Raw genomic sequence first — 15,849 nt, 5'->3', positions numbered from 1 at the left:
ATGGCCGTGGCGGGAACGCGGTTGCAGGCTTAGAAGCGCTGCTGGTACTTCATGTACATGAAGCGGCCGATGTCGAAGCCACCGTAGTAGGTGAAGCTGCTGTTCGGCTGGCTGTACATGATCGGGCCCTGGTGGTTGAACACGTTGTTCACGCCCAGCGACACGGTGCCATCCCACGGCAGGCTGTAGCGCACCTGCAGGTCGTGGAAGGTGTTGGAGCCCACCTTGTTGGTCGGCGAGGCGCTGGTGTACGACGAGTTGAAGCCCGGCATGTTGCACTCGTCCATGTACGAGCACTTCTCCTTCATGCTGGAGTAGTAGCGCGCGGTCCAGCCGATGCCGAGGTCGCCATACTGCCAATCCAGGTTGAAGGTGGAGCGCACGCGGAAGTCGCCCGCCCAACCGGTACGCTGTTCCACCGGGGTGGTGGCGGCGCTGTCGTTGCGCTGCTCCAGATAATCGGTGTAGGTGGTGTTCCAGTTGACGGCGAACTTGCCGAACGCGGTTTCCGGCAGGCGGTAACGCACGTTGATGTCATAGCCGGCAGTTTCGCGGTAGCCCGCGTTGACCAGCGAGCGGTCCAGCGCGTTGACCTGGCCGTTGCTGCCACGGGTGAAGCGGCCACAGGCAGCATCCGAACCCTGCACGTAGCACTGTTCCAGGATGTTGGTGGCCGACTCACCGACGATGGCGTTGTCGATGCGGATCTTCCACCAGTCCAGGCTGACGTCCAGGCCCTGCACGAAGTCCGGGCTGTAGACCAGGCCCACGGTCCAGGTCTTGGCGGTTTCCGGCTTCAGGTCCGGGTTGGAACCCGAGCTGAAATCGGTGGTGGCCTGCTGGCCGGGCTTGGTGGCCACGCTGCCATCGCTGTTGAGCTGGCGGAAGTTGGCCGGCACCTTCAGCGCCTGGCAACGGGCGGCGACGGCCGGGCTGCTGGCGGCGGTGCCGAAGGAGGTATCGCACGGGTCGGTGAACGAGTCGCGACTGCTGACGGTGCCGCCATACAGGTCATCCACGGTCGGCGCACGGAAGCCGGTGCCGTAGGTGGCGCGCACCAGCAGGCTGTCGATCGGCTTCCACTTCAGGCCGAACTTGCTGTTGGTGGTGGAACCGAAGTTGGTGTAGTCCGAGTAGCGACCGGCCACGTCCAGCGACAGTTCGCGGGCGAACGGCAGGTCGGCCAGCAACGGCACCTGCAGTTCCAGGTAGGCCTCGTTGAGCGAGTAGTTGCCGCGGGTCGGCTGGCCGCTGGTGCCGGCGATCTCGCCCTTCTGCACCTTCATGTCCGGCGTGTAGCTGGCCTCCTCGCTGCGGTGCTCGAAGCCCATCGCGGCCAGGATGTCGCCGGCCGGCAGGGTGAACAGCGAACCGGAGATGTTGCCGCTGGCGACCTTGGTGGTGCTCTGCATCTTGTCGACGAAGCGGGTGAACAGGTAGTCCTGCACGTCCTGGTTGCTCAGCGAGCCCGGGCCGGTGTAACCCATCGGGGCAGCCGGGTTCCACGGCACGCAGCCGGCGATCACCGCGCCCGGCGCACCGCAACGGGCCACGTTGCCGTCCATGAAGGACGGGCCGACGGCCAGGTTGACGTGCGGCTGGTACATGCTGCCGGTACCGATGCGCTCGCCTTCGTTGCGGTTGTACATGTAGTTGATGTTCCAGTCCCAGTACCGCGAACCGGTTTCGAAGCTGCCTTCCAGGCCGATGCTGGCGCGCTTGGTTTCCAGGTTGTTCTCGGTGCCGCGCGGCAGTTCCTCGGTGCGGTGCGCGAACAGCGCATCCTGGCCCCACAGGTTGAACGCGCTGTCCTTGGACAGGGCGGCACGGCTGCCATTGCGGGCCTGCGCGGCGCTGACCGAGTACGGGTAGCCGGCCAGGTGCTTGGTCGACTCGCGCTTGCTGTACAGCGCGTCGGCGACGATGCGCAGGTTGTCGGTGATCGAGAAGCCACCGTTGGCGAACACCGAGGTGCGCTCCAGGCCGGTCAGCAGGCTCATGTTCGACTTGGTGTTGGCACCATCGGCCGGGTCCGGCGCATGGAAGTTGCCGGCCTTGCTCGGGTCGCCGCCCGGACCCACGGTCAGGTTCTTGCCACCGACGGTGACGTAGCCCCACGGCGTGTTGCCGTTGAGGCCATCGTTCGGGTGGCGCGGGCCGTTGGTGTAACGGCTGAACTCGCGGTCCTTGCCCAGCACCTCGTCTTCCTTGGTGCGCTCGGCGCCCACGCTGAACCAGCCGCGCTCGAAGGTCTTGCCGAAGGTTGCACTGTATGCGCGCTTCTGGCCGTCACCCTGGCCGTACTGGCCGACATAGACGCTGGCTTCGCCACCATCGAAATTCTTGCGGGTGATGATGTTGACCACACCGGCGATGGCATCGGAGCCGTACAGCGCGGAGGCGCCGTCGGTCAGCACTTCCACGCGCTCGACGATGGACGACGGGATCGAGGCCAGGTCGGAGTAGCCGCCGGCGCTGACGCCCATGCGGCGGCCGTCGATCAGCACCAGGCTGCGTTCCGGGCCAAGGTTGCGCAGGCTGACGTACATGCCGCCGAAATCGCGCGAAGAAGTCAGCGACGAGGCGCGGCTCATGCTCGGCGCCCCGGCGGCAGGAATGTCCTGCAGGATGTCGGCGACGTTGACGTAACCCTTCTTCTCGATCTCGGCGCGGTTGAGCGCGACCACCGGCTGTGCGGTTTCGACACTGGCCTGGCGGATGCGCGAGCCGGTGATTTCGATGCGGTCGAGGTTGGTCGGGGTATCGCCGGCGCTCTGTGCGAAGGCGGGGGTGGTGCAGCTGGCGGCCAGCGCGATGACGATCGCGTTGCGCAGCGGATTGGTTTTCAGGGACATCCGTGAAATCTCGTGTTTCAGTAAAAACATGCGCCCGTTCTATGGGCGCGTGGGGTGCTGCAAACCAACGTGGGGGGCGCGATTCTAGAATGTTTCCATTCGTAACTGTTTGTCTCGACGCCGCTGGAAGTGCGCGAAGATGAATCGCAACCAACAATCCACAGATGCACTGTGCGCAGCGTCACGCGCGCTGCGTTTGCGATGAGTAGAGGCATCGATAGCGGCACAGAACCGCGACGCTTGAGCGGTTGTGACAACACGCCGCAGTGCGCACTTGTACCCAGGTGCCTATCCGTTGCGATGCATCCACCCGCATGAAATGCTCTTCGCGCTGTCATCGAAAACAAGAGGCGAAGGAATGATCCAGCTCGACGAAGCACGCCGTCGCGTGCAGGCTGCACTTGCCAGCGACGATGAGCCGGTTGCCATCACGCACGAGCATGAGATGGTCGAAGGCTGGCTGTTCTGCTTCCAGTCGCTGCGCTACCTGCAATCCGGCGAGATCTCGGACGCACTGGCCGGCAATGGCCCGATCTTCGTCGACAGGCATACGGGTGAGCAGCACGCGCTGGGCACGGCGTACGCGCCGGAGGAGGCTGTTCGCCGGCATTTGGCCCTGCGGCACCCACCATCCGATGTTGCGGCGATGGATGCCTGAGTTCAGCAACGAAAAAGGGACGGAGCCTTCGCTCCGTCCCCCTGCGTGATGCGCAGTCCACCGCTGCATGGTGCTCAGGTTTCGCGCAGCGCCGTAGTGATCGGCAAACGCGCCGCGCGCAGCGCCGGGAACAGGCCGCCGACCAGGCCGATGCCCAGTGCCCATTTCAGGCCGGTCCACAGCAGTTCCGGTGATACGTGGAACTTGAACACCACCGCGCTGAAGTTGCTGCCGATGGTGGACACGCTGTAGCCATTGAACAGCAGCCATGCAACCGCACAGCCGAGCAGGCCACCGAGCAGCGCCAGCAGCATCGTTTCCAGCATCACGGCCGTCACCACCGGCAGGCCGCGGAAGCCGATCGCACGCATGGTGGCGATTTCGCGGGCGCGCGTGGCCACGGCCGCATACATGGTGTTGAGCGCGCCGAACACCGCACCGACCGCCATGATCGTGCCGATCACCTTGCCCAGAATGTCGATCAGCTTGGTCAGCCCGCCGCCCTGCTTGCTGTAGTAGACGCGGGTGGTTTCCACGTCCAGCTTCAGGCGTGGGTCGGCAGCGACGGCCGCCTTGAACTGATCGAAGCCGGCCTTGCCATCGGTACGCACGCTGATCGACTGCCAGGCGCTGCGCTGGTAGGTGGCGGCCAGCGTATCGGCGTCGGTCCACAGTTCCGAATCATGCGCATCGCCAGTGGCGAACACACCGACCACGGTCCAGGTCTGGTTGCCCAGCGTCAGCGTCCTGCCGACCTCCATGTCGCGGAACTGGCCCTTGGCGCCCTGGCCGACCACGATCTCGCGCAGCCCGGTGGCGAACTTGCGGCCCTCAACGATCTTGACCTTGTCATGCACAGCCCACGCCTGCGGGCCGACGCCGCGGAACTGCGCGTTGACGTCGGTGCCATCGGACTTGGACACCAGGTTGACCACCTGCGACAGCTCCGGTGACAACAACGGCCGGCCCTGCGCATCGCGGCTGATGCCGGGCAGGGTGGACAGCATGGGTACCTGTTCGCGGGTGATCACCGAGTTGGTCTCGGCCTGCGAGCCACCGCGCAGCACGATGGCAGTGGTGTCATCGCCGGTGTTGTTGAGCGTGGCCTGGAAGCCTTCGCCCATCGCCAGCATCGCCACCAGCACGCCGACCACGCCAGCGATGCCGACCACGATCACCGAGGACGCGCCCCAGCGCTGCGGCAGGCTGGCAACGCCGATGCGGGTGGCGGCCAACGCCAGCCGTCCACCGCGGGTCAGCAGCAACCACAGGGCCACCAGCACGGCCACGGCCAGCACGCCGATCCACGGCAGCCCGATCCACAACACCAGGCCGATCGCCAGCAGCAGCACGGTTACGCCGTTGCCCAGCCACTTCTTGAGCTTGTTCATCTGCAATCCTCCTCAGCGGCCGGCCAGTGCATCGACGATCTTCAGGCGCTTGGCACGCAGCGCTGGCAACAGGCCGACGATGATGCCGATCACCACGATCAGGCCCAGCCCCATCAGCCAGGTTGGCGTCGGCACGTGCGGCGGCAGCATGCCCATGCTCTTCGGGCCGATGGCCGGCAGGATCAGGGCGGCCAGGCCCATGCCGATCAGGCCGCCCAGGCCGATCAGCAACACCGACTCCACCATCACCAGGGTCAGCACGGTGCTGTCCTTGAAGCCCAACGTTTTCAGCGTGGCCAGCTCCGGCACGCGCTCGCGCACGGCCTGCGCCATGGTGTTGCCGGTCAACAGCAGCAGGGTGAAGAACACCGCGCCCATGATCGAGGTGACGATCATGCCGATATCCGCGAACTGCTTGACGAAGGCCTGCTGGAACGCCGATTCGGTCTGGGTCTTGGTCTCGTGGTCGGAGTTGGCCGAGATCGCATCGATCGCCTGTGCCACCCGCGAGGAATGGTCCGGGTTGTCCAGCGTCACCGTGTACCAGCTCACCTGGTTCTTGATGTAGTCGTTGGATTCATCGAAGTACTTCCAGTTCATCATCAACTGGCGTTCTTCGTTGGCGGCCAGCGCACGGTCCTTGGAACGGTAGATGCCCTTGAGCACCAGCGGCCAGTCGTTGCTGCCGCCACGCGGGAAGATCGTCGCCTGCAGCGGGATGGTGTCGCCGATCTTCCAGCCGAACTGCTTGGCCAGGGTTTCGCCGACGATGGCGCCGGTGCGGGTCTGCTTCCAGTCCTCCAGTTGTGCCGGATCGATCTGCAGCTCGCGGTAGACATCGAAGTAGTTGGGTGACACCGAGAAGTTCGGGAAGAAGTTCTTCGGGTCCTGGTAGATGCCACCAAACCACATGCCATAAGCCACGTCACGGACGCCGGCCACCTGCCGAACCTGTGCTTCCAGCCGGATCGGCAGTGACTGGGTGATCGACAGCCGCGAGGCCACCACCAGGCGGTTGGCGCCTTCCACGCTGCCACCCGACGAGAACGCCACGCGCACCGAATCGAGCATGCCGAACAGCAGGAACGCGGCCACCACCGACAGCAGGGTCAGCAAGGTGCGTGTGCGGCTGCGGAACAGCTGCGCCCACACCAACGAGAAGTATTTCATCGCTGTGGCCTCCGTCAGTGGGCCAGCGGCGCGTCGGCCAGCTCGCCCTTGTCCAGGTGCACCGTGTGCGTGGCGTACTCGGCGGCCTTCGGGTCATGGGTGACCATGATGATGGTCTTGCCGTGCTCGCGGTTGAGCTGCTGCAGCAGGCCGAGGATCTCCTCGGCCGATTGGCGGTCGAGGTCGCCGGTTGGTTCGTCGCAGATCAGGAAGGTCGGGTCGGAGACGATCGCGCGGGCGATCGCCACGCGCTGCTGCTGGCCGCCGGACAGTTCATTCGGGCGGTGGCTGCGACGGTCGGCCAGGCCGACCAGGGTGAGCGCGATTTCGGCATTGCGGCGGCGCTGCGCCGCACTGAGGTGGGTCAGCAGCAGCGGCAGTTCCACGTTCTTCTGCGCGGTCAGCATCGGCATCAGGTTGTAGAACTGGAATACGAAGCCGACATGGTGGCTGCGCCACGTCGACAGCTGGCCGCCACTCATCTGGTCGATGCGCTCGCCCTCGATGCTGATCTCGCCGCCAGTGGGGCTGTCCAGGCCGCCGATCAGGTTGAGCAGGGTGGTCTTGCCCGAACCGGACGGGCCCATCAGCGCGACGAAGTCGCCGCTGGCGATGTCCAGGTCGATGCCGTGCAGCACCTTCACTTGCTCGGGGCCACGCTGGTAGGTCTTGGTGATGTTGCGCAGTGAAACCAGGGTCGACATGGGTGGTTCTCCACGGGAGGCGGGAAACGGGGAAGCGCACCTGCGGCGGCCGCAGGCGTGCGTCGAGCGATGCTGCCGGCCGCGCCCACGGGCGCCAGGCCGTTACTGCGCTTGTTTCTGTTGCACCTTGGCGCCATCGCGCAGGGTGTCCGGCGGGTTCACCACCACCGATTCACCTGCGCTCACGCCCTTGAGGATCTGGCGGTCCTTGCCCATCGCCTGGCCGGCCTCGACCGTGCGCTGCTGCACGCGGCTCTCGTCACCCAGCACGAAGGCCACCGAGGCACCGTCGCGCTGCACCACGGCGCCGCCGGGCACGCGCACGCCCTGCGGCTTGGCCGCGGCCTGCGGCTGCGCCTGTTCCAGGAAGCTGACGCGCACGCCCATCTCCGGCACGATGCGCGGGTCCTTCACCTTCAGCGCCACGCGCACCTTGACCGTGGCCTTGCCGCGGTCGGCGGTGGGGATGATGGCGATCACCTCGCCGGGAATCTTCCATTCCGGGTAGGCGTTGAGCGTGGCTTCTACCGGCATCTTCGGCTGCACGCGGCCGATGAAAGCCTCGCCGACCTCGACTTCGATCTCCAGCGAGTCCATGTCCACGATGGTGCCGATGCCGGTACGGGTGAACCCACCACCCGCCGACAGCGGCGAAACGATCTCGCCGGGCTGCGCCGCCTTGGCGGTGACCACGCCGGAGAACGGCGCGCGCACGATGTTGTTGTCCACGCCCAGATCGGCGATGGCCAGCTGGTCGTTGGCAACCTTGACGTTGCGCTGCGCGGTATCCAGCTGCGCACGCAGACTGTCGCGCTGGGCCACGGCCTGGTCGTACTGCGAGCGCGAGACCAGCTGCTGGCCAACCAGCGCCTGCAGGCGGCTGGCTTCGGCGGCGGCCTGCTTCTGCTGTGCCTCCAGGCCGGCCACCTGGCTGCGCGCAGCCTGCAGCTGCGAGGCATACAGGCTGCGCTGCGCGTCGGCATCGATCGGGTCGAGCGTGGCCATCACCTGGCCGGCTTCGACCCGCATGCCTTCCTCGATCATCACCTCGCGCACCTTGCCGGTGATCTTGGCCGACACCGTGGCCATGCGACGGGCAACCACGTAGCCACTGGCGTCGAGCACCGAACTGCTGGCGCTGCCCTGCTGGATGGCCACGGCGGGAGCGGTTTCCACCTCTACGGCCGGTGCGCGACTGAACAGGTAGGCCACGGCCGCGGCGACCAGCAGCACGACCACGATGATCGCGATCCACAACCAGCGGCGACCACCGCCATTGCCTCCGGAGGCCGGCGGCGGCGACTTGCGGTCGATACGGAGTTCCTTCAACAGCTCGGCAGAAGCGTTCATTCGTTCCATCACAGGCGTTCGGGCGGGTGTGGCCGGAAGCGCGGACGACGGCGGTTCCGGCGGTGGAGCGTGCGGCACAGCATGAAGGCAGGCACAGCGATGACGGCAGTGACAGCTGTCATCCGATGACACTGACGGCGGCAACTGCGAAATGTGACCACGACGGCACAGGATGGCAACGTCTCCGCTACCGGTACCGCCCATGGATCCGATCGCCCTATTGCCGGCCCGCCGCAGCGGCGCCGCCAAGCGTACCGTGATCTGCGCTCGGCTGCGCCAGTGCCGCCCAGCCGGCGGTGGCGCCTGCGCGCAGGCGGCTGAACTGGCATGATCGGCGGCGATCGTCCCCGCCTGGAACCGCCCGTGCCGTCCATCTGGCTTGCCTCGCTGCTGCGCCCCGCGCCCGACTCGGCGGTGGCCGATACGCTGCGCCGGGGAAAGTCCCCCTGGGGCGAGGCAATCCACCTGCTGTGGTCAGTGTGGATCTTCCTGACGCCCTTGCTTGGCCATGGCTTCACCCTGCGCTGGCTGCTGCTGACGCTGGCCAGCTACCCGGTGTTCCTGCTGCTGTACGCCAAGGTGATGGTGGCGCCGCGCCATCACGCCCCGCGCTATGCCCTGGGCCTGATCGCGATGTCGCTGGTGCTGCTGCCCTGGTACCCGTCCGGGCTGACCTACTTCGTGTTCGGCTGCGTGCTGCTGCGGGTGAGCGGTCGCGGAGGGTGGTGGCAGTATCTGCTGCAGCTCACTGGCCTGAACCTCCTGTTCTGCAGCCTCGCCCTGCTGTTCCAGTACCCGTGGCAGAGCCTGGTCTGGATCCCCGCCGTGTCCTATATCGTCGGCCTGGTCGTGAACGTGGAGGCACTCAACCAGCAGAAGGATGCGGCACTGCAGCTGTCGCAGGACGAGGTGCGGCGGCTGGCGGCCACTGCCGAGCGCGAACGCATCGGCCGCGACCTGCATGACCTGCTCGGTCACACCCTGTCGCTGATCACGTTGAAGCTGGAGCTGGCGCGCAAGCTGCACGACCGCGGCGACGGGCGCGCGCGGCTGGAGATCGGCGAGGCCGAGGCCATCGCCCGCGAAGCGCTGGCACAGGTCCGCAGCGCGGTCACCGGCATCCGCGCCAGTGACCTGGCCGGTGAGCTGGCGTCGGCGCGGCTGCTGCTGGAGTGCCAGCAGGTCCACCTTCAATACGCACCCCCACCGGCGATGCCGGTGGATGTCGAACGTGGGCTGGCGCTGGTGCTGCGCGAGGCCGCGACCAATATCGTGCGCCACGCACAGGCGACGCAGGCACGGGTGGAGTTCATGCTGGAGGGACGCATGCTGGCGATGCAGATCCGCGACGATGGTCGTGGCGGCGTGCAGGCCGAGGGCAATGGGTTGTGCGGCATGCGCGAACGCGTGGCCGCCCTGGGTGGGAGCCTGCAGGTGCAGTCCGCAAGGGGCGAGGGTACGGTGCTGACCGTGCGCGTGCCACTGGCCGCCGCGACCACACCGCTGCCGCCAAGCGTGCCGCCGTCGCTGGTGCAGGACGGTGCCGCATGATCCGCATCCTGCTGGCCGAAGACCAGGCGATGGTACGCGGCGCACTGTCGGCACTGCTGGGCCTGGAAGCGGATATCGAAGTGCTGGGCAGCGCCGCCGACGGCGAAACCGCGTGGCGCATGCTGCAGCAGCTGCAGCCGGACATCCTGGTGACCGACATCGAGATGCCGGGCTTGTCCGGGTTGGAGCTTGCACAGCGCATCGCGCGTCACGAGCTGCCGATCAAGGTGGTGATCGTGACCACCTTTGCCCGCGCCGGTTTCCTGCGCCGTGCGTTGGAAGCGGGCGTGCTGGGCTATCTGCTGAAGGATGCACCGGCCGAGAACCTGGCCGAGGCACTGCGCAAGGTGAAGCAGGGCATCCGCGCGATCGACTCGCAGCTGGCACTGGATGCGTGGTCGCAGGCCGATCCGCTGACCGACCGCGAGCGTCGCGTGCTGCGGCTGGCGGGCGAGGGCCGCACCGCCAGCGAGATCGCCGAACAGCTGGGGTTGTCGCACGGCACAGTGCGCAACTATCTGTCCGAGTGCATCGGCAAGCTGGGCGTGGCCAATCGCATTGAGGCGTACCGGCTGGCGCGGCAGAAGGGGTGGTTGTAGGGGCGGCCTGCCTTTCCTGGTGATGTCGTTTCCGCGACCGCGGGTGGGTGTCACTTTCTTTGCGCGCAAAGAAAGTAACCAAAGAAACGCTCCGCCGGCCGCGAGCCGGCGCGCTTCGCACGCCGGTGCCCTGCGCTCCTCGGTCCGTCGAGGGACGGTGCGGGAACTCGCTGCGCTCAGACACCCGCACCTCTTCGCCCTCGCCGGACCTGCGGTGCTCGGCTCGCTCAAGGCGGACTTGAAGGTCAAGATCAACAGCAAGAGCATCCACGCATGGCGTGGATCTACTGGGTGCAGCTGTCGCTCTTGATGTTGGGTCCGCCTTGAGCGAGCCGAGCATCGCAGGGGAATCAGGGGCGAAGAGGCGCCGGTGTTTGAGCGTAGCGAGTTCGGCGCCGTCCCCTGATTCACCGAGAAGCACAGGGCACCGGTGCGCAGCACCGGCTCGCGCTCTGGCGGCGCGTTTCTTTTGGTTACTTTTCTTTTCGCGCGAAAAGAAAATTGACACCCCCCGCGGTCGCGGAAACGATCCGCCGGGAACTCCCGGCGAACCCGATCATCACTCCTTCCCGCGCGCCATCGCCTGGAACACCCCGTCGCGACGAACCCACAGGTGGAACAACGCCGCACCCACATGCATCAGCACCGTAGCGAACAGCACATACGCCAACAGGCTGTGCGCATTGCGCAAGGCGGCATACAACGCCGGGGTGTGCGGCACGATCGGCGGCAGGTGCAGCCCTCCCCACAACACGATCGGGTATCCGCCGGCCGACAGCATCGCCCAGCCGATCAACGGCATCGCCAGCATCAGCGCGTACAGCATCCAGTGCGAGGCCTTGGCCGCTACCCCCTGCCAGACCGGCAGGTCGGCAGGCAGCGCCGGTGGGCGATGGCGCAGCCGGTTGTACAGGCGCAGCAGCGCCAGCAACAGGATCGCGATGCCCAGCGGGCGGTGCAGGTCGATCAGCGCGGGACGCAGGTGCAGCGAGGCGACCATGGTCACGCCGATGAACAGCATGGCGACGATCATCAGCGCCATGGACCAGTGCAGCACCCGCGCCAGCAGGTTGAAGTGGCCGTTGCCGGTGCTCATCGTGCGGCCTCCTTCGGTTGTTCGACGTTGCCGCTGGCGCGCTCGCGTTCACGGCGGTTGAAGGACTGCGAGTACACCGCCGAGCGGGCCGCCAGGATCGGATCATTACTGCCGCGCACCCCACTGGGCAGGATCAGCGGATCGAAGTTGATCTGGCCGCAGGCGCCCTGTTCCTGCGATTGCATGCGATCCAGGCTGAGCACGCCCGCCACTACCTGGTCACGCGACTCGGGCCACGGCACCGACGGATCATCGATGGCGTCGCCGGGCCCGGCGGTGGTCACGACCAGGTTCCAGCGCACCGGCCCGCGGGCCAGGCGCTGCTGCAGTTCCTGGCTGAGGAAATCGACGCTGGCCTGCTTGCGCGCTTCCGCATCCATCTCCACCACCGGCGCCAGCGGCTGCCAGCGCCAGCGCACCGCACGCTTCTGGCCCTGCGCATTGATGAACCAGAAACTGTTGACGCTGTTGAAAGTGGTGTCGGCCCAACTGCTGGTCCATGGCGCTGTCTTCGCCCACTGCTGGAACGCCTGCGCACTGGGGTATTTCGCCAGCACTGCCGCCATCTTCTGCGGGTCCGGCCTGCCGGTGGCCGGATCGGGAATCGAGGCGCGGGTCTGCTCGTAGAACGCCTCGGCCGTGGGTACCGCGAAGAACGGGAAGCTGTTCATCGCCATGCGCCATTCCTGGCCATCATCGCTGACCATCTGCACCGCCAGGCTGCGCACGCGTGCGGTGTTGTCGGCGCCGTAGGGGTCGCCGCCACCGATCGACAGGCGGCCCATCACCGGCACACGCGTCTGCGAGAACACCCGGGCACTGGACAGGGTAGGGGCCTGTGCGCTGGGTTCGAACCAGCCGCTTACGCAGACGCCCTTGCTGTGTGCACGGCGGAAGCCCGGATGGGCCGGGCCGGTGGCCTCGATGGTGTCGGTGAAGCGCTGCGCGGTGAGGCGGTCGCCCATCCAGCCGGCCAGCCAGGCGAAGGCCAGCGCCACGGTACCCAGGATGAGCGCGATCAGCGCGATCCAGAGCAGGGGGGAATGCTTGCGCGGTGCGCCCGGCGTCTGGCCGGCACGGGTGTAGCCAAAGAGCGACATGGTCGGAGTCCTGCCTTCACGGAGCGTGTGGGTGGTCGACCCACACATCCTCGCAGAACCCTTCCAGGCCCGGTATTCAAATTTTCGTCAAGTTTGCCGGGGACGGCGTGCCGACCAAGGCCGGCACCCACCCGATCAGCTGTAACGCGCCTTCAACATCGCCCACGCCGAGCGCAGCGCCAGCGCTTCGCCACCGGCCGGACGGCCCGGGCGTTCACCGTCGTTCCAGGCGTACACGTCCAGGTGCGCCCAGCGCTGGCCGTCTTCGAGGAAGCGCTCCAGGTACAGCGCGGCGGTCACCGAGCCGGCCATGCGCGAACCGGCATTGGCCAGGTCGGCAATGCCGCTGCTCAGATAGCGCAGGTAGGGCCGCCACAGCGGCATGCGCCAGACCGGGTCACGGGTTGCGTCGCCGGCCTGCAGCCACTGCTGTGCCACCGTGTCGTCGTTGCTGAAGAGCGCCGGCAGATCCGGACCCAGCGCGATGCGTGCGGCACCGGTAAGAGTGGCGAAATCCAGCACAAGGTCCGGCTTCTGCTCACCGGCGAAGGTCAGCGCATCGCACAGGATCACGCGGCCTTCGGCATCGGTGTTGTCGATCTCCACGCTCAGGCCCTTGCGGGTGGCGATCACTTCGCCCGGGCGGAACGCATCCGGACCGATCGCATTTTCCACCGCCGGCACCAGCAGCGTCAGGCGCACCGGCAGTCCGCGCGCCATCACCAGGCCGGCCAGGGCCAGCGCATGCGCGGCGCCACCCATGTCCTTCTTCATGTTGCGCATGCCGTCGGCCGGCTTGATGTCCAGGCCGCCGGTATCAAAGCACACGCCCTTGCCGACCAGCACCAGTGCCGGGTCGGTTTCCTCGCCCCAGCGCAGCACCACCAGGCGCGGCGCACGGTGCGAAGCGCGGCCCACGGCGTGGATGGCCGGGAAGTTCTGCTTCAGCAGTTCATCGCCGGTGATCGCCTCGACCTGCGCACCATGTGCATCGGCCAGCGCACGCGCGGCGTCTTCCAGCTGCTGCGGCCCCATGTCTTCGGTCGGGGTGTTGACCCAGTCGCGCACGCGCAGGCTGGCGGCGATCAGGTCGGCCACTTCGCCGGACGGTGCGGCCACCAGCTGCGCCGGGGCGCGGTTGCGCTTGCGGTAACGGTCGAAGCGGTAGCTGCCCAAGCCCCAGCCCAGCTGCAGCAGCGCCTGTTCGGCGGCAGGCAGTTCATTGGCCAGCTGCCAGACACTGCCTTCCGGCAGCGCGTGCGGCGCATGCGCATAGCTGTAGGCATCGGCGCGATCACCGACACCGATCACCGCGCCGGCCAGGCCCTCACTGCCGGGCAGCAGGGCCACGCTGTGCGCACCGGCAGTGAAACCCTGCGAGGCCAGCCAGGCCTGGGTGGCGGCCGGTTGGCCGTCCTTCCAGGCGGCGAACTGCTCGCGGTCCAGCACGTACAGCGGCAGCGCCGCGGTGGTGTCGGCGGTGAAACCAGTGATCTCGCTCATGCGTCAGGTACTCCGGGATGCGGCGGCGTCGAGGTTGGCGTCCAACCAGTCGGCCAGGCCGGTGAGGGTGTCGAACTGCAGGTCCGGCTGCAGTTTCGGATGGGTCCAGGTGGCTGCTTCGCGGTTGATCCAGCACCCGCGCAGGCCGGCGGCGATCGCCCCGGCCACGTCCATTTCGGCGTGGTCGCCGACATGCAGTACCTGTGCCGGCGCCACACCCAGTCGGGTGCAGGCGGCGTGGAAAATGCTTGCCTCCGGCTTGGCCGCGCCGTGTTCGCGCGCGCCCAGCTGGAAGGCGAAATGATGCGCCAGGCCGATCCGCTCCAGATCGGCGTTGCCGTTGCTCAGCGCTGCCACCGGCACCCGCGCGGCAATCCGCGCCAGCGCATCGATCGCATCGGGATAGCACTCGACCTGATTGCGCGCGGCGTAGAACGCTTCGTACGCTGGCTCCAGCAGATCGAGGCTGGCGCCACTGGCGTGCAGCGCTTCGTGAAGGGTCAGCCGACGCAGCGCGCTCAGGTCGTGGTGGAGGTGCGGATGGGCGTGGTACAGGCGCTCGCGCAGTTCGCGCATCGCCGCTACCGGATACATCGCGGCGGTGGCGGGGCTGTGTTCACGCATCCACTCGTGCAGGACCAGGTCGATGCGGGCGCCGATCGGAGCGAACGGCCACAGCGTGTCGTCAAGGTCGAGGGTGATGGCTTGGACGGGGAAATTCACCCCGCCATTCTACGCCTGCCCGCGCGGGCTTTCATTCCAGCAGCCGTGCCCAGCCCTGCATGCCGTCCAGCCGTGCCAGCACCAGCTTGATGCAGACCAGCAGCGGCACCGCCAGCAGCAGGCCGATCATGCCCCAGGCCCAGCCGAACACCATCAGCGCCAGGATCAGCACCAGCGGCGACAGCTTCATGCGCCGGCCCAGCACGATCGGGGTCACCATCTGCCCTTCCAGAGTGTGCAGGGCCAGGTACGCGGCCGCCGGCAGCAGCGCCTGCAGCGGGTCGCGGAATTCCACGAAGCCCATCAGCAGCATCAGTGCCACGCCGATCAGCGGGCCGACGTACGGGGCAAAATTCAGCAGCGCGGCCACCGTGCCCCACAGCAGCGCCTCCTGCAGGCCGATGCCGAGCAGCATCAGCACGCCTGCGAACACCAGCCCGACCAGGGTGTTGATCACGCTGATGGTCAGCACGTAGCGCGAGACCTCGCGCTCGATCGACCGCAGGATGTCGGCGGTGAAGCGCTGCTGCTGGCGGTTCGGGAACAGCGCGATTGCCGCGCGCTGCAGGCTCTGCCCATAGATCATGAAGAACAGGGTCAGCAGCACCACGGCCAGCACCGAGGCGGCAAGCCGTGGCGCGCGGGTCAGCATGCGGTACGGGTCGTCGAGCTGGGTGCGGATCACCTGCACCTTGTGGTTGCTGTCGCCGCCGGCGACGCGCGCGAAGTTCTCCGCCGCCTGGTTGGCCTGCTGCACCGGCTTGGTCAGGTCCTGCACCTGGCGGGCGACCTTGCGCAGCTGCTGCGGGGCTTCCTGCGCCCATTCCATCGCCGGGCCGATCAATTGCACCGCCAGCGAACCGGTCACGCCCAGGCCGGCGCCGAGAATCAGCAGCGCCCCCAGCGCGCGCGGAATCCACAGTTTCTGCAGCAGGCGCAGGATCGGGTTGCCGACCAGTGCGAAGAACATCGCCAGCAGCACCGGCAGGATGATGTCCTGCGCAGCCCACAGCGTGTAGCCCACCGCCAGGGTCGCCAGCACCACCAGCGACATCGGCCCGCGTGGGCGAGACGGAGGCGGCAGCGGTGCCTCCGGGTCCTGCGGATCGGCTGGTGACAGGGACAGGGAGGACTCGCTCATCGACGCAT

General features: G+C 67.2%; 14 protein-coding genes. 4 read left to right on the top strand and 10 right to left on the bottom strand.

What is annotated here, in order from left to right:
* Nucleotides 1-29 precede the first annotated feature (29 nt).
* Nucleotides 30-2,855 (bottom strand): TonB-dependent receptor, encoded by a 2,826-nt coding sequence (locus tag AC5P7X_RS18665; protein ID WP_495215252.1) that lies wholly within the window; start codon nucleotides 2,853-2,855, stop codon nucleotides 30-32.
* A 358-nt stretch (nucleotides 2,856-3,213) separates the two neighbouring features.
* Here AC5P7X_RS18665 and AC5P7X_RS18660 point away from each other — a divergent pair, with 358 nt between their 5' ends.
* Nucleotides 3,214-3,513, top strand: coding sequence for a YrhB domain-containing protein (locus AC5P7X_RS18660; protein WP_005420578.1), 300 nt, complete (start codon nucleotides 3,214-3,216; stop codon nucleotides 3,511-3,513).
* 74 nt (nucleotides 3,514-3,587) lie between these two features.
* On the opposite strand, the gene AC5P7X_RS18655 is transcribed toward AC5P7X_RS18660, so the two are convergent.
* From AC5P7X_RS18655 to AC5P7X_RS18640, 4 genes are all read right to left on the bottom strand, one after another.
* Nucleotides 3,588-4,904: an ABC transporter permease gene (locus tag AC5P7X_RS18655; RefSeq protein ID WP_053500634.1), complete on the bottom strand. Its 1,317-nt coding sequence runs from the start codon at nucleotides 4,902-4,904 to the stop codon at nucleotides 3,588-3,590.
* Nucleotides 4,905-4,916: 12 nt separating this feature from the next.
* Nucleotides 4,917-6,074 carry an ABC transporter permease gene (locus AC5P7X_RS18650; RefSeq protein WP_005420575.1) on the bottom strand — a complete coding sequence of 386 codons (1,158 nt, stop codon included), beginning with the start codon at nucleotides 6,072-6,074 and terminating at the stop codon, nucleotides 4,917-4,919.
* Between the two features lie 14 nt (nucleotides 6,075-6,088).
* Nucleotides 6,089-6,778, bottom strand: a complete 690-nt coding sequence (locus AC5P7X_RS18645; RefSeq protein ID WP_053500632.1) for an ABC transporter ATP-binding protein — start codon at nucleotides 6,776-6,778, stop codon at nucleotides 6,089-6,091.
* A 102-nt stretch (nucleotides 6,779-6,880) separates the two neighbouring features.
* A complete protein-coding gene (locus tag AC5P7X_RS18640; RefSeq protein WP_111176978.1) occupies nucleotides 6,881-8,128 on the bottom strand; it encodes an efflux RND transporter periplasmic adaptor subunit in 1,248 nt (415 codons plus the stop codon).
* 202 nt (nucleotides 8,129-8,330) lie between these two features.
* Here AC5P7X_RS18640 and AC5P7X_RS18635 point away from each other — a divergent pair, with 202 nt between their 5' ends.
* From AC5P7X_RS18635 to AC5P7X_RS18625, 3 genes are read left to right on the top strand one after another with little or no spacing between them, the layout of a single operon-like run.
* Complete coding sequence (locus tag AC5P7X_RS18635; protein ID WP_257244013.1) at nucleotides 8,331-8,459, top strand: hypothetical protein; 129 nt, start codon at nucleotides 8,331-8,333, stop codon at nucleotides 8,457-8,459.
* Nucleotides 8,456-9,679, top strand: coding sequence for a sensor histidine kinase (locus AC5P7X_RS18630; RefSeq protein ID WP_206619909.1), 1,224 nt, complete (start codon nucleotides 8,456-8,458; stop codon nucleotides 9,677-9,679). Before AC5P7X_RS18635 ends, AC5P7X_RS18630 begins: the two co-directional genes overlap by 4 nt.
* A complete protein-coding gene (locus tag AC5P7X_RS18625) occupies nucleotides 9,676-10,278 on the top strand; it encodes a response regulator transcription factor (protein WP_171958078.1) in 603 nt (200 codons plus the stop codon). The genes AC5P7X_RS18630 and AC5P7X_RS18625 overlap by 4 nt, the downstream gene beginning before the upstream one ends.
* A 559-nt stretch (nucleotides 10,279-10,837) precedes the next feature.
* Here the strand turns inward: AC5P7X_RS18625 and AC5P7X_RS18620 are convergent.
* The 5 genes from AC5P7X_RS18620 to AC5P7X_RS18600 all read right to left on the bottom strand — a co-directional run bounded on the left by AC5P7X_RS18620 (nucleotide 10,838) and on the right by AC5P7X_RS18600 (nucleotide 15,841).
* The gene (locus AC5P7X_RS18620) at nucleotides 10,838-11,374 is read right to left on the bottom strand and encodes a cytochrome b (RefSeq protein ID WP_005420561.1); all 537 of its coding nucleotides are present in this window, start codon (nucleotides 11,372-11,374) and stop codon (nucleotides 10,838-10,840) included.
* Entirely contained in the window at nucleotides 11,371-12,474 is a 1,104-nt protein-coding gene (locus AC5P7X_RS18615) for a catalase family peroxidase (protein ID WP_329843269.1), read from the bottom strand. The genes AC5P7X_RS18620 and AC5P7X_RS18615 overlap by 4 nt, the downstream gene beginning before the upstream one ends.
* 135 nt (nucleotides 12,475-12,609) lie before the next feature.
* Nucleotides 12,610-13,977, bottom strand: coding sequence for a leucyl aminopeptidase family protein (locus AC5P7X_RS18610; RefSeq protein WP_495215251.1), 1,368 nt, complete (start codon nucleotides 13,975-13,977; stop codon nucleotides 12,610-12,612).
* Nucleotides 13,978-13,980: 3 nt separating this feature from the next.
* On the bottom strand, nucleotides 13,981-14,700 hold the full coding sequence (locus AC5P7X_RS18605; RefSeq protein WP_053499497.1) for an HAD family hydrolase: 720 nt from the start codon (nucleotides 14,698-14,700) through the stop codon (nucleotides 13,981-13,983).
* A 31-nt stretch (nucleotides 14,701-14,731) separates the two neighbouring features.
* Entirely contained in the window at nucleotides 14,732-15,841 is a 1,110-nt protein-coding gene (locus AC5P7X_RS18600) for an AI-2E family transporter (RefSeq protein ID WP_005420552.1), read from the bottom strand.
* Nucleotides 15,842-15,849 lie beyond the last annotated feature (8 nt).

Source organism: Stenotrophomonas sp. YJH_SMC_53, assembly GCF_059369995.1.
This window is presented reverse-complemented; position numbering and strand designations above follow the sequence as displayed.

What these genes read in the sequence shown, in the direction of transcription:
- AC5P7X_RS18665 (WP_495215252.1), bottom strand. Translation starts at nt 2,855, where the DNA reads ATGTCCCTGAAAACCAATCCGCTGCGCAACGCGATCGTCATCGCGCTG.
- AC5P7X_RS18660 (WP_005420578.1), top strand. Translation starts at nt 3,214, where the DNA reads ATGATCCAGCTCGACGAAGCACGCCGTCGCGTGCAGGCTGCACTTGCC.
- AC5P7X_RS18655 (WP_053500634.1), bottom strand. Translation starts at nt 4,904, where the DNA reads ATGAACAAGCTCAAGAAGTGGCTGGGCAACGGCGTAACCGTGCTGCTG.
- AC5P7X_RS18650 (WP_005420575.1), bottom strand. Translation starts at nt 6,074, where the DNA reads ATGAAATACTTCTCGTTGGTGTGGGCGCAGCTGTTCCGCAGCCGCACA.
- AC5P7X_RS18645 (WP_053500632.1), bottom strand. Translation starts at nt 6,778, where the DNA reads ATGTCGACCCTGGTTTCACTGCGCAACATCACCAAGACCTACCAGCGT.
- AC5P7X_RS18640 (WP_111176978.1), bottom strand. Translation starts at nt 8,128, where the DNA reads ATGAACGCTTCTGCCGAGCTGTTGAAGGAACTCCGTATCGACCGCAAG.
- AC5P7X_RS18635 (WP_257244013.1), top strand. Translation starts at nt 8,331, where the DNA reads ATGGATCCGATCGCCCTATTGCCGGCCCGCCGCAGCGGCGCCGCCAAG.
- AC5P7X_RS18630 (WP_206619909.1), top strand. Translation starts at nt 8,456, where the DNA reads ATGATCGGCGGCGATCGTCCCCGCCTGGAACCGCCCGTGCCGTCCATC.
- AC5P7X_RS18625 (WP_171958078.1), top strand. Translation starts at nt 9,676, where the DNA reads ATGATCCGCATCCTGCTGGCCGAAGACCAGGCGATGGTACGCGGCGCA.
- AC5P7X_RS18620 (WP_005420561.1), bottom strand. Translation starts at nt 11,374, where the DNA reads ATGAGCACCGGCAACGGCCACTTCAACCTGCTGGCGCGGGTGCTGCAC.
- AC5P7X_RS18615 (WP_329843269.1), bottom strand. Translation starts at nt 12,474, where the DNA reads ATGTCGCTCTTTGGCTACACCCGTGCCGGCCAGACGCCGGGCGCACCG.
- AC5P7X_RS18610 (WP_495215251.1), bottom strand. Translation starts at nt 13,977, where the DNA reads ATGAGCGAGATCACTGGTTTCACCGCCGACACCACCGCGGCGCTGCCG.
- AC5P7X_RS18600 (WP_005420552.1), bottom strand. Translation starts at nt 15,841, where the DNA reads ATGAGCGAGTCCTCCCTGTCCCTGTCACCAGCCGATCCGCAGGACCCG.